We start from the raw sequence: 11,578 nt of genomic DNA, 5'->3' as shown, positions 1-11,578 counted from the left end.
ACCCCGCCCCACCCGCTGCTTTTGTCCTGCCGAGGCGTTCATGGCGCCCGGTCGTGGGGTGGGACCTGAGGGGCGCGGCATCTGCGGGTGTGGGCCTGGCGCGGCAGAGCTGTTCGCCCCTGCCGGGCGCGGCTCGGGGGCGTCAGGGGTGCGCTGCGGGCGGGCGGTCGTAGTGGCGCCTGCTGGCGGCACCGGTCCTGCTCGGATCGGGTTCGCCGGCGGATCAGTGGGCTTCGTCGAGGCGTCCTCATGACGGTCGACCTTGGTCGGGGTGGGGGGCTACTTCGGCAGGTGTGTGGGGATGCTGAGGGCTGGTTGCCTCGGAGGCATGACGATGCCGTCCGGTCCGGAAGGGGCGCCTTCGCCGCCGCCTTCGCCTTGTGCGCCTCCTCCTGCGACCGCTGATGTCTCGGGGGCGACGGCTCCGGCGGAGCGGGCGGTGGCGCCGGACCTGGCGCGTGGGGTGATGCTGCTGTTCATCGCCCTGGCGAACTCGCACTACTTCTTGCGCGGGGAGTCGGTGTTCGGGGGGTTCCCGACGGGCGGGTCGGTGCTCGACTCGGCGGTGGCCTGGGTCGTGTCGACCTTCGTCGACGGGCGGTCCTACCCGATGTTCGGGCTGCTGTTCGGGTACGGGGTCGCCCGCATCGTGCAGCGGCAGGCGTTCCGTGGGCCGCGCGGGGTGCGGCGGGTGCTGTGGCGGCGTGCCTGGGTGCTCGTCGGCGTCGGGTTCGTGCACGCCGTCCTGCTGTTCGTGGGCGACGTCCTCACCGCGTACGGCGTCCTGCTGCTCGTCGGTGCCTGGATGGTGCGCTGGCGCGACCGGTGGCTGCTGACAACCGCGGTGCTCGTCTTCGTGCTGCTGGCGCTGCCCAGTGACGACTCCCTGTCGACGAGCACGCTGCCGCCGGACCCGGCGATGCTGCCGCCGGACCTTCGGACCATGCTCACCGCCCGACCGGTGGTCTCCCTCTTCATCGGGCTCGTCGGGCCGATCGGGTTCCTGTGCCCGTTCACCATCGGGCTGTGGGCCGGACGGCGGCGCATCCTGGAGCAGCCCGAGCGCCACCGCACGCTGCTGCGGCTGACGACCGTGGTCGGGCTCGGCGTGGCCGTGATCGGCGCCCAGCCGGTCGCCCTGGTCGCTGCCGGCGTCCTGCCTGTGCCGGCCCCACCGACGCTGGCCGTCCTGGGGCCGCTGCACGACGCCTGCGGGATCCTCGGCGGTTTCGGCTGGGCCGCTCTCTTCGGCCTGCTCGCCCTCCGGCTGAAGACGCCCCGCCGACGTCTGTTCCTCGACACCGTCGTCGCCACCGGTCAGCGCTCGATGACGTGCTACCTCGCCCAGTCCGTCGTGTGGGCGGCGGCCTTCACGCCGTTCCTGCTCGACCTGTCGGGCACCCTGACGACCAGCACGACGGCCCTCCTCGCGGCGCTGACCTGGCTGGCCACCGTGCTCCTCGCCGACCGGCTACGGCGGGCCGGTCGCCGCGGCCTGTTCGAGGTGCTCGTCCGGCGTGTCAGCTACGGGCGTCCCGTCACGTGACCAGGCCGGACCGGGAGCGGCCGGGCTCCATGCCCTTCGTCGTCCGGCCGTGATCGTGACCGATCCTGCGGCATGGTGCCGCGGGATCGGTCACGATCCGGCCGGGAAGCGCACCCGTCCCGCAGGAATGGCGCCGGTCCCCGAGCAGGTCGCAACCGCGGGCCGCACCGGGTGCGGCTCGGTGCTCACACGCGTCGGGCGACCATCAGATGCCTCGTCGAGTACGCGACGAAGGGCCGCCCTCGCCGCATGTCCCGGTCGAGCGCTCGCAACCCGTCGCGGTACGTCTCCACCGAGAAGCCGGGGACCCACCAGACGCACTTGCGCAGGGTCCAGACGACGGCACCGACGTCGTGGAACTCCATGCGGCAGCGTGCGGTCCTCAGGTCCTCGACCACCAGGCCCGCAGCCTCGGCCGCCGCGACCTCTGCCTTGGGGTGCCGCCCGGCGCGCTGTGCGGACAGCGGGCCGAGGAAGTGCTCGATCAGCTCGAACGCCGACCCGGGGCCGACATGCTGGGCGAAGTAGGACCCGCCCGGCGCGAGCACGCGACAGATCTGGCCCCAGTCCGGTGCGACCGGGTGTCTCGACGTCACGAGGTCGAACGAGCCGTCACCGAGAGGCCAGCGCCGGCCGTCCACGGTCTCCACGACCTGGACACCGCGCGGGCCGAGCAGCCGCCGGGCCCGTTCCGCGTTGGGCGGCCACCCCTCGGTGGCCACCATCGTGGGCGGCAGACGCGGCACCCCGGCCAGGACCTCGCCACCCCCGGTGTCCACGTCGAGCGCCGACCGCACCGCACCGAGCCGCTCGGCGAGCAGCCCGGCGTAACCCCAGGGCGGCCGCTCCTCCGTGGCGCGCCCCTCGAGCCACCCGAAGCCCCAGCCCGTGACGTCAGCGGCCTCAGCCTCGCCGACGAGCGCCTCGAACGACCGCACGCCTCATCGTCCTCACCGGCAGGACCGACCAGCAAGCCGATAACGGACCGCCGACAGCACCGGTTCAGGCCAGGACGTCCGGACCGGTGAAGAACTCCGCGATGTCCCCGGCGAGGAGGTCGGGCTCCTCGGCGGCGGCGAAATGGCCGCCGCGAGGGAAGACCGTCCAGCGCCGGACGGCGTAGAGCCGCTCGTACCAGGACCGGGGCGGCTCCCCCTCGGGGACGAACTCGTTGGGGAACAGCGCCATCGCGGTCGGCACCGAGACGACGTCGTCGGGGCCGATCGGGCTGCCGTGCCAGCGGTTGTCGTAGTAGTCGCGCATCGAGGACGCGATCGAACCGGTCGACCACCAGAGGGTGAGCATGGTGAGGAGGGCGTCGCGGCCGAACGTCGCGTCGAGGTCGCCGCCGCTGTCGGACCAGGAGCGCCACTTGTCGAGGACCCAGGCGGCGAGCCCGGCCGGGGAGTCGTTGAGGCCGTACGCCAGGGTCTGCGGCCGGGTGGACTGCACCGAGCTGTACCCGCGTTCGGTCGCGTCCCAGCGGTCGACGTGGTCGACGTAGGTCTGCTCCTCCGCCGTGAGAGGCGGTGACCCCGGCCCGGTGTACGGCGACATCTCGGCGGTGCTCAGGTGGATCCCGGTCATCCGGTCCGGCTGCGTGAGGGCCATGGCCGTGGCGACGCCGGCGCCGAAGTCGCCGCCGTGGGCGCCGTACCGCTCGTATCCCAGCCCCTGCATGAGCGTGTGCCACAGGCCCGCCACGGAGACCCGGTCGACACCGACCCGGGAGGGCCGTTCGGAGAACAGGTACCCCGGCAGCGACGGGACCACGAGGTCGAACCGGTCACCGAGCCGGTCGACGAGCGACAGCAGCTCGACGAACGTGCTCGGCCAGCCGTGGGTGAGGATCAAGGGCATCCGGCCCGGCCCCGGGCGATGGTGGTGGACGAAGTGGATGCGCGCACCGTCCACGTCGGCGACCCGGTGCTCGTAGCGGTTGAGCCGCCGTTCCTCGCTGCGCCAGTCGAAGCCGCCGGCCCAGTGCTCGAACAGGCCGCGGAGGTACTCCAGGTCGACGCCCTGCTCCCACGGCTCCCCCGGTGCGGGGTCGGGCCAACGGGTCCGTCGGACGCGGTCCAGCAGGTCCTGGAGGACCGGGTCCGGGACGTCGACGGAGAAGGGCTCGACCCGCATCCGGCTACCCGAGGGCCCGGTCGGCCTTCGCCGACGTGAGGAGCTCCTCGGCGTGGGCCTGGGCGCTGTCCGACTCCTCGACCCCGCCGAGCATGCGGGCCAGCTCACGCACCCGGCCCTCGTCGTCCAGGAGCCTGACGCCGCTCTCGGTGACCTCGCCGTCCTTGCTCTTGACGACGATCAGGTGCCGGTCGGCGAAGGCGGCGACCTGGGCGAGGTGGGTCACGACGAGCACCTGGGACGTCGCGGCGAGCCGGGCGAGGCGGCGGCCGATGCCGATCGCCGCCTTGCCGCCGACACCGGCGTCGACCTCGTCGAACACGAACGTCGGCACGGGGTCGACGGCACCGAGGACGACCTCGAGACCGAGCATGACGCGGGAGAGCTCGCCTCCGGAGGCACCCTTGCCGAGCGGGCGCGGGGAGGCCCCGGCGTGCGGGGCGAGCAGGAGCTCGACCTCGTCGACGCCGTCGGGGCCGGCTGCGAGGAGCCGCGGCCCGTCGGTGCCCGCTGCCACGGCGGCGGTCGCCGCGGCCTTCGCAGCGGCGACGGCCTTGGCCCCCTTGGCCTTCGGCACCGGTTCGACGACGGGGAGGCCGTTGATGTCGTCGCGCTGCCGGACCTCGACGACGAGCCGGGCGTCGGGCATCGACAGCTCGGTGAGCTCGGCGCTCACGAGGTCGGCGAGCCGGGCGCCGGCCACCTGACGCGCATGGCTGATCTCGCCGCCGAGCCGGCCGAGCATCGTGCGGAGGGACTCGCGCTCGAGGCGCAGCCCCTCGATGCGGTCGTCGTCCGAGTCGAGCTCGCCGAGCCGGGCCCCGGAGGTCTTCGCCCAGGCGAGGACGCCGTCGATGTCCTCCCCGTACGCCCGGGTGAGGCTCTTGAGGACGGCGCGGCGCTCCTCGATCGCGGCGAGCCGGATCGGGTCGGACTCGACGGCCGAGGTGTACGCGGCGCAGTCGGCCGCGATGTCGGCCGCGAGGTAGGCGAGCTCGCCGACCCGGTCGGCAAGGCCGGCGAGGTCCTCGTCGTGGTGCCGCACCGCCTCGAGCGCGCGGCGGGCCTCGCTGAGCAGGGCGGTGACGTCGGCGGCGTCGGACGACGCGTCCGGGTCGCCGGCGAGCGCGAGGTGGGCGGTCGTCGCGGCCGTCCGGAGCTCCTCGGCGTGGGCGAGCCGCTGCGCCTCGGCGCGCAGCTCGACGTCCTCCGAGGGTTGCGGGTCGACCCGCTCGATCTCGGCGAGGCCGAGCCGCAGGAGCTCGGCCTCCTGGGCGCGCTCACGGGAGAGCCGGGTGATCTCGTCGATCTCGGTCTCGACGGCGCGCAGCCGCGCCCAGGAGGTGGCGTAGGCGGCGAGCGGGACGGCCACGGCATCGCCGGCGAACCGGTCGAGCGCCTCCCGCTGGCGCGTCGTCGACTTGAGCCGGATCTGCTCGTTCTGGCCGTGCACGGTGACGAGCTCGTCGGCGAGCTCGCCGAGCACCCCGACGGGCACCGAGCGGCCACCGAGGTGCGCACGGCTGCGACCCTCGGCACTCACGGTGCGGGACATGATGAGGACGTCGCCGTCGTCGAGGACGGCGCCCGCCTCGAGGGCACGAGCGGCGGCCGGACCGGCGGGGTCGAGCAGGAGCTGGCCCTCGACGAAGGCCCCCTGCTCCCCCTCCCGGACGGCACCGGCGTCCGCCCGCCCGCCCATGAGGAGGCCGAGCCCGGTCACGACCATCGTCTTGCCCGCACCGGTCTCACCCGTGACGACGGTCAGGCCGGGGCCGAGCTCGAGCACGGCGTCCCGGATGACGCCGAGCCCACGAAGGCGCATCTCGAGGAGCACGGCTGCAGCCTAGGCGGCGGAGGCGACAACCTGTGGGAGTTGTCCCCAGGAATCGAACATGTGTCGGAATCGATGACCCGCTTCCGGGACGGAAGCGCTTTCATCATCCACAGGCCCGCAGGCGACGTGCCACGTCGTCATCGGTCGGTACGGTGAGCGGATGGCGCTGCTCCACGACGCGACGATCTCGCCGCGCAAGGACGAGATCGTCGGCCCCTGGCTCCGCACGAGGCCGTGGTGGGACGGTCTGACCGACCGCGGCCCTGTCGGCACGTTCCGGTTGGACGACCCGGCCGGTGAGGTCGGCATCGAGTGCTTCCTCTTCGGGTCCGCGACGGGGTCGACGCTCTTCGTGCCGGTGACCTACCGCGGCGCTCCCCTGGCTGCGGCGCAGGCACACCTGCTGGGCACGATGGAGCACTCGGCCCTGGGCACCCGCTACGTCTACGACGCCTGCGCCGACCCGGTCTTCGTCGCGACGGTGCTCGACACGATCCGTAGCGGCGGCCGGCAGGCCGATCTGCTGCTGCGGCGTGCCGACGGCACCGAGGTCGTCCGCGAACCGACGGCGACCGTGCGCGGTGCCGGCGTGGCCACCGTGCCGGTGCACGACCCGGCAACGGGGCTGAACCCCGTCGACGGCACCGACAGGACGACGGTCCCCGGCTCCGGCTGGACGCTCACCGTCATGCGGCGGCTCGGGGACGCCCCGCAGGGACCCGCTCTGCTCGGAACCTTCGACGGCGGGGCGGACCTCCCGCTCGCGGTGGTCCGGGCCTGACCCTTGGAAGGATCGCGGCCATGCCGGACGGGATCGAACCCGGCAGCGACGTCCTGCTCGAGACCGCCCGCCTGACCCTGCGGCCCTGGCGCGTGGCCGATGCCGCCTTCCAGCGTGAGATGTGGCTCGAACGTGATCCACGAGTGCCGCCGCACCGTCGCATCGATGCCGATGGACGTCCCACGGTCACAGACCTCGAGGAGTCCATCCGAGCCTCAGGGTCACGGTCGGCCGGGTTGCTGGTGGTCGAGAGGAAGGGCGAGGGTGCTGCGCTCGGCTACTGCGGCCTGATCGACAGCGGACTCGGGCCACGAGAGCCGGAGCTGGCGTACGAGTTCCTCCGCCGGTCCTGGGGACAGGGGTACGCGACCGAGGCTTCATGGGCGGTGGTGGAATGGGCGAGATCCCTCGGTCATGTGCGGCTGTGGGCCCACGTCTGGGACTGGAACACCGGCTCCCGGCGAGTGCTGTCGAAGCTCGGATTCACCGAGTCGACGCGCGACGAAGCGATCCACGGGACCAACCTGCTGACGACCAGGCCGCTCTGACCCGACTCGTGCCGTCAGGGGGTGCCGAGCGCCTCAGGCGCTGGGGTCGCCCTGCTCGTCCACGGCCGCCGCGGCGGCCGCCTCGGCGACCCGGGTGCGCCGCGACTCGGCGGCGGAACGCCCTCGCCAGCCCCGGACCGGCAGCCCGAACTTCGCGACGAGCCGGTCGGTGAACGGCGGCCGGGCGAACCGGGCGAGCCGCACGGGCAGGGCCGAGCGGCAGACCTCGATCCGGGCCCCGGGCGGCAGCGTGAGGCTGCGCCGGCCGTCGCACCAGAGCACCCCGCCGGACGGCGGGATGAGCTCGACGGCCGACACCGACGTCGGCGCGACGACGAGCGGGCGGGCGAAGAGCGCGTGCGCCGACAGCGGCACGATGAGCAGCGCCTCGACCTCGGGCCACACGACCGGACCGCCCGCGGAGAACGCGTAGGCGGTCGAGCCGGTCGGGGTCGCGAGGACGACGCCGTCGCAGCCGAACTCGGTGACGGGCCGACCGTCGACCTCGAGGACGACCTCGATCATCCGCTCCCGGTTGGCCTTCTCGACGCTCGCCTCGTTGACGGCCCACGTGCGGCCGATCTCGCGGCCGTCGAGCTCGACGAGGACGTCGAGCGTCATCCGCTCCTCGACCTCGTACCGGCGCTCGGCGATCCGCTCCACGGTCTCGGCGAGGTCGTCGCGTTCGGCCTCCGCGAGGAAGCCGACGTGCCCGAGGTTGACCCCGAGCAGCGGGACGTCGCTGCCGCGCACCACCTCGGCGGCCCGCAGGATCGTCCCGTCGCCGCCGAGGACGACGACGAGCTCGGCGTCGTCCAGGGGGCACTCGGCGTCGGCGATCTCGACGACCGCCTGCGCGGCCTCGGGCAGCTTGCCGGCCTCGTCGCCGAAGAACACCGGCTGCAGGCCCGCCGCGTGCAGGCCCAGGACGACGTCCGCCGCGGCCTGGACGGCGGCCGGGCGGCCCATGTGCGGCAGGACGACGACGCGTCGCGGTTCGGTGCTCATCACCCTCATCCTTGCGGACCGTCGGCGACGACGCGCTCGACGGTCCCCGGGTCGACGTCCGGCGCGCCCCGGCGCAGCCTCAGGAAGTACTCGACGTTGCCGCTCGGTCCCGGCAGCGGGCTCGCCGCGACGCCCGCCACGCCGAGGCCGAGCGGGACGGCGGACGCCGCCACCTCGAGCACCGCGGCGACGCGCAGCGCGGGGTCCCGGACGACGCCGCCCGACCCCAGCCGCTCGCGGCCGACCTCGAACTGCGGCTTGACCATGAGCACCAGGTCGGCCTCGGCCGCCGCGCACCGGGCGAGCGCGGGCAGCACGAGGCGCAGCGAGATGAACGACAGGTCCGCCACGACGAGGTCCGGGGCGTACGGCAGCAGCTCCGGGGTCAGCTCCCGGACGTTCTGCCGGTCGAGCACGGTGACCCGCTCGTCCTGCTGCAGACGCCACACGAGCTGGCCGTAGCCGACGTCGACGGCGACGACGTGGGCCGCACCGTGGCGCAGGAGGACGTCGGTGAAGCCCCCGGTGCTCGCGCCGGCGTCGAGGCACTGGCGGCCCTCGACGGCGAGACCGTCCGGCGCGAACGCCTCGAGCGCCCCGAGCAGCTTGTGCGCGCCGCGGCTCGCCCAGTGCGGGTCGTCGTCCACGTCGTTGACGACGATGGGCGCGGCCGGGTCGACCTGGGTGGCCGGCTTGGTCGCCGTCCGGCCGGAGACGCTCACCCGGCCCGCGGCGACGAGCTCGCCGGCGACCTCACGGGAGCGGGCCAGGCCCCGGCGGACGAGCTCGGCGTCGAGACGGCGGAGCCTGCTCATCCCTCGACGTCGGCCAGCCGGTCCTGGAGCGCCCGGTGGACGGCGTCGTACGCGGCGACCTGGCCGTCGAGCGGCCCCGCGACGGCGTCCCGGAGCAGCGCGACCGCGTCGTCGACCCCGGCGTCGCCGGTCTGCGGCGGCTGCGGGACGTCGGCCGGGCCGCCGTCCGCGTCGTCGAGCGGCCCCTCGTCGAGGTCGTCGACGACCTGGACGTCGTCGCCGTACCCGTCGACGACCTGGGAGTCGTCGTGCGCGTCCTGGCCGTGCTGGGCGGTCGCGCCGTAGGTCGGCTCACTCACCGGGGCACCCCTTCCGTCCGTCGGCATGCCACGCTACCGCGCCCACGGGGCCTCGGGTTCGAGGGTCGCCAGGGCCGCGAGGACGGCGGTGACGTCGGGCGCGCGGCCCGCGTCCACGACGGTCCACGCCGCCACGCAGCCCGCACGGAGCAGGTCCAGCGCGTCCTCGCCCGGGCGGACGACGGAGAGCACGTCACCGTCGGAGGCGACGGTCGCGTCGCCGGACGTCGCGGTGGCGCGGCCGTCGACCTCCTGCGGGTCGACGACCGGGTGGGCCGCGTGCAGCGCGTCGAGGTCGCGGCCGAGGTGCGTCGGCCGCACCGCCCGCGAGCAGAGCATCAGGTCGCTCGCGGTGCTGACGCCGGTGAGGACGACGAGGCCGTCCATGCCGGCGTTGACCGCACCCTCGAGATCGGTGTCGAGCCGGTCGCCGACGACGAGCGGCCGGGTGCTGCCGTTGCGCCGGGCCGCCTCGTGGAAGGAGCCCGGAGCGGGCTTGCCCGCGACGTCGTCCGGACGCCGGCCCGCGGCCGCGGCGACGGCGCCGACGAGCGCGCCGTTGCCGGGGGCCGGTCCGTGCGGCGTCGGGAAGGTCATGTCGAGGTTCGACGCGATCCACGGCAGCCCGGCCCGGACGGCGCGGGTGCCTTCGGCGAGCAGTCGCCAGCCGATGTCGGGGCTGAACCCCTGGACGACGGCCACCGGCGCGTCGTCCATCGTGCCGACGGGCCGCAACCCGTTCTCCACGAGGGTGATCCGCAGTCCTTCGCCGCCGACGACGAGGACCGGGGAGCCGGCGGGGAGCCGCTCCGCGAGCATCCGGGCGGCGACCTGCGCCGACGTGACGACGTCGTCGAGGTGCGCCTCGACCCCGAGCCGGACGAGGTGGTCGACGACCGCCTGCGGCGGCCGCGAGGCGTTGTTCGTGACGAACGCCAGGGCCATCCCGGCGACCCGGGCCCGGGCGAGCGCGTCGGCCGCGCCCGGGACCGCGTCCGGCCCGACGTAGACCACGCCGTCCAGGTCGAGGACGGCGAGGTCGTACGCCGTGACGAGCGGGTCGGCCGAGCCGGGCAGCCCGGCCGACGTCGTCCGGAGGGCGCCCGAGGTCACGCCCGGGCCTCCTCGCCGGTGGGCTCGTCGTCCGGGTCGTCGCCGTCGTCGTCCGATGACGGCAGGACCGGGGGCTCCTGGAAGAGACCGGTCGTCGCCGGGGCCGGCGGGGCGGCGACCGGCGCGGGCGCCGGCTCGTCGTCGACGGTGTCCTCGACGTCGTCCACGTCGTCGTCCACGTCGTCGTCCACGTCGTCGAAGTCCTCGGCGAGGTCGGCGTCGGCGGCCGGGGCCCCGTCGCTGTCCTCGTCCTCGTCCTCGTCGTCCTCGTCGTCCTCGTCCTGGGTCGCCGCGGTCGAGGCGTGCTCCGCGGCGTCGACCGGGACCGGCTCGGGCAGCACGTCGCCGTCCTCGTCGGCCGGGACGTCGTCGTCCTCGAAGTCCTCACCGAGGTCCTCGAAGACGAGACCCTCGTCCTCGGCGAGGCGGTCGGCGATGCCGGCCTCCCCGTCGACGTCGGCCTCGAGGGCCCGGAGCAGCCACTCCTGGGCCTCGTCGGTGCGGCCGACGGCGGACAGCGCGTCGGCGTACGCCGAGCGGAGCCGCGCGAGCCAGGTGGCCTTCGTCTTCGACTTCAGCTCGGGCACCTGGAGGGTGACCACGGCCGCGTCGAGCTGGCCGAGGTCGGTCCGGGCGCCGGCGGCGACGATGAGCATCTCCACCTGGCCGTCGAAGTCGAGGCGGCGGGCCTCGTCGGAGACCGTGAGCTCGAGCGCCCGCTCAGGACGCCCCATGCCCCGCTCGCAGTCCGCCATGACCGGCAGGTGCACGTTGGAGCCGGTGAGGCGGCGCACCGTGCGCAGCTCGCCGAGGGCCTCGGCGTAGCGACCGGTCGCGTACGCCGCGAGCCCGACCGCCTCGCGCACCGACGCGAGGCGCGCGGCACGGGAGCGGGCGGCGACGGCGTGCTGCCAGGCAGCCTCCGGGTCCTCGTCGAGGAGCCGGCCGGCCATCACGAGGTGACGGGCGACGTCCTTCGCGGTGTCCGGGCGCAGCGCCGACAGCTCGGCCTTGACACTCTTGTCGAGCTCCCCGCCGGTGACGTCGTCCGGCACCTCCGGCGGCGGGCCGTCGACGGCACGGGCCGGGCCGCGGCGGGCGAGCCGGGCCTCGCGTTCGGCGCGCCAGGCCTCCTCGGTCGCCGGGTCGCGCTCGGGACCGCGCGAACCGCCCCGGTCGGGACGGCCGCCACGGTCCGGGCGGGCCGCGCGGTCAGGACGCGGGCCGCGATCGGGCCGCCCGCCCGGAGCGCGGTCGGTCGGCGGGCGGTCACCGTAGGACCGCTGGGGGCGGTCACCGCGAGGGCTGTCGTTGAAGGAGCGGCCGGGGCGGTCGCTCTGCGGGCGGTCGCCGGACGAGCGCTGCGGCCGGTCGCCCTGGGGACGGTCGCCATAGGAACGCTGCGGACGATCCCCCTGCGGACGGTCCCCGTACGAACGCTGCGGCCGGTCACCCTGGGGACGGTCGCCATAGGAACGCTGCGGACGATCCCCCT

11 protein-coding genes are annotated in these 11,578 nt (G+C 74.7%); 3 read left to right on the top strand and 8 right to left on the bottom strand.

The features are described 5' to 3' along the window. The first annotated feature begins 439 nt into the window (after positions 1-439). On the top strand, positions 440-1,546 hold the full coding sequence (locus tag EDJALFJO_RS06490; RefSeq protein ID WP_198950063.1) for a DUF418 domain-containing protein: 1,107 nt from the start codon (positions 440-442) through the stop codon (positions 1,544-1,546). A gap of 185 nt (positions 1,547-1,731) precedes the next feature. Here EDJALFJO_RS06490 and EDJALFJO_RS06485 read toward each other — a convergent pair whose 3' ends face one another. From EDJALFJO_RS06485 to recN, 3 genes are all read right to left on the bottom strand, one after another. Further along, the gene (locus EDJALFJO_RS06485) at positions 1,732-2,484 is read right to left on the bottom strand and encodes a class I SAM-dependent methyltransferase (RefSeq protein ID WP_088283375.1); all 753 of its coding nucleotides are present in this window, start codon (positions 2,482-2,484) and stop codon (positions 1,732-1,734) included. Positions 2,485-2,548: 64 nt separating this feature from the next. Continuing rightward, a complete protein-coding gene (locus tag EDJALFJO_RS06480; RefSeq protein ID WP_088283373.1) occupies positions 2,549-3,682 on the bottom strand; it encodes an epoxide hydrolase family protein in 1,134 nt (377 codons plus the stop codon). 4 nt (positions 3,683-3,686) lie between these two features. Next, complete coding sequence (gene recN / locus EDJALFJO_RS06475) at positions 3,687-5,507, bottom strand: DNA repair protein RecN (protein ID WP_088283383.1); 1,821 nt, start codon at positions 5,505-5,507, stop codon at positions 3,687-3,689. A gap of 172 nt (positions 5,508-5,679) precedes the next feature. Here recN and EDJALFJO_RS06470 point away from each other — a divergent pair, with 172 nt between their 5' ends. Both EDJALFJO_RS06470 and EDJALFJO_RS06465 read left to right on the top strand, forming a co-directional pair. Then, complete coding sequence (locus EDJALFJO_RS06470) at positions 5,680-6,300, top strand: hypothetical protein (protein ID WP_088283371.1); 621 nt, start codon at positions 5,680-5,682, stop codon at positions 6,298-6,300. 20 nt (positions 6,301-6,320) lie between these two features. Further along, the gene (locus tag EDJALFJO_RS06465; RefSeq protein ID WP_088283369.1) at positions 6,321-6,848 is read left to right on the top strand and encodes a GNAT family N-acetyltransferase; all 528 of its coding nucleotides are present in this window, start codon (positions 6,321-6,323) and stop codon (positions 6,846-6,848) included. Between the two features lie 33 nt (positions 6,849-6,881). Here EDJALFJO_RS06465 and EDJALFJO_RS06460 read toward each other — a convergent pair whose 3' ends face one another. From EDJALFJO_RS06460 to EDJALFJO_RS06440, 5 genes are read right to left on the bottom strand one after another with little or no spacing between them, the layout of a single operon-like run. After that, entirely contained in the window at positions 6,882-7,856 is a 975-nt protein-coding gene (locus EDJALFJO_RS06460; protein WP_088283381.1) for an NAD kinase, read from the bottom strand. Between the two features lie 5 nt (positions 7,857-7,861). Continuing rightward, positions 7,862-8,671, bottom strand: coding sequence for a TlyA family RNA methyltransferase (locus EDJALFJO_RS06455; protein WP_088283367.1), 810 nt, complete (start codon positions 8,669-8,671; stop codon positions 7,862-7,864). Beyond that, on the bottom strand, positions 8,668-8,970 hold the full coding sequence (locus EDJALFJO_RS06450) for a hypothetical protein (RefSeq protein WP_088283365.1): 303 nt from the start codon (positions 8,968-8,970) through the stop codon (positions 8,668-8,670). Before EDJALFJO_RS06450 ends, EDJALFJO_RS06455 begins: the two co-directional genes overlap by 4 nt. 33 nt (positions 8,971-9,003) lie before the next feature. Then, positions 9,004-10,083 carry an HAD-IIA family hydrolase gene (locus EDJALFJO_RS06445; protein WP_233149712.1) on the bottom strand — a complete coding sequence of 360 codons (1,080 nt, stop codon included), beginning with the start codon at positions 10,081-10,083 and terminating at the stop codon, positions 9,004-9,006. After that, positions 10,080-11,138 (bottom strand): hypothetical protein, encoded by a 1,059-nt coding sequence (locus tag EDJALFJO_RS06440; RefSeq protein ID WP_198950062.1) that lies wholly within the window; start codon positions 11,136-11,138, stop codon positions 10,080-10,082. The genes EDJALFJO_RS06445 and EDJALFJO_RS06440 overlap by 4 nt, the downstream gene beginning before the upstream one ends. Positions 11,139-11,578 lie beyond the last annotated feature (440 nt).

The sequence above is a fragment of the Kineosporia sp. A_224 genome, from assembly GCF_002198655.1.
Classification (GTDB): domain Bacteria; phylum Actinomycetota; class Actinomycetes; order Actinomycetales; family Kineosporiaceae; genus R-H-3.
Note: the sequence above shows the minus strand (reverse complement) of the source record. Positions and strands in the feature narration are given on the sequence as shown.

What these genes read in the sequence shown, in the direction of transcription:
- EDJALFJO_RS06480 (WP_088283373.1), bottom strand. Translation starts at nt 3,682, where the DNA reads ATGCGGGTCGAGCCCTTCTCCGTCGACGTCCCGGACCCGGTCCTCCAG.
- recN (WP_088283383.1), bottom strand. Translation starts at nt 5,507, where the DNA reads ATGCGCCTTCGTGGGCTCGGCGTCATCCGGGACGCCGTGCTCGAGCTC.
- EDJALFJO_RS06470 (WP_088283371.1), top strand. Translation starts at nt 5,680, where the DNA reads ATGGCGCTGCTCCACGACGCGACGATCTCGCCGCGCAAGGACGAGATC.
- EDJALFJO_RS06465 (WP_088283369.1), top strand. Translation starts at nt 6,321, where the DNA reads ATGCCGGACGGGATCGAACCCGGCAGCGACGTCCTGCTCGAGACCGCC.
- EDJALFJO_RS06460 (WP_088283381.1), bottom strand. Translation starts at nt 7,856, where the DNA reads ATGAGCACCGAACCGCGACGCGTCGTCGTCCTGCCGCACATGGGCCGC.
- EDJALFJO_RS06455 (WP_088283367.1), bottom strand. Translation starts at nt 8,671, where the DNA reads ATGAGCAGGCTCCGCCGTCTCGACGCCGAGCTCGTCCGCCGGGGCCTG.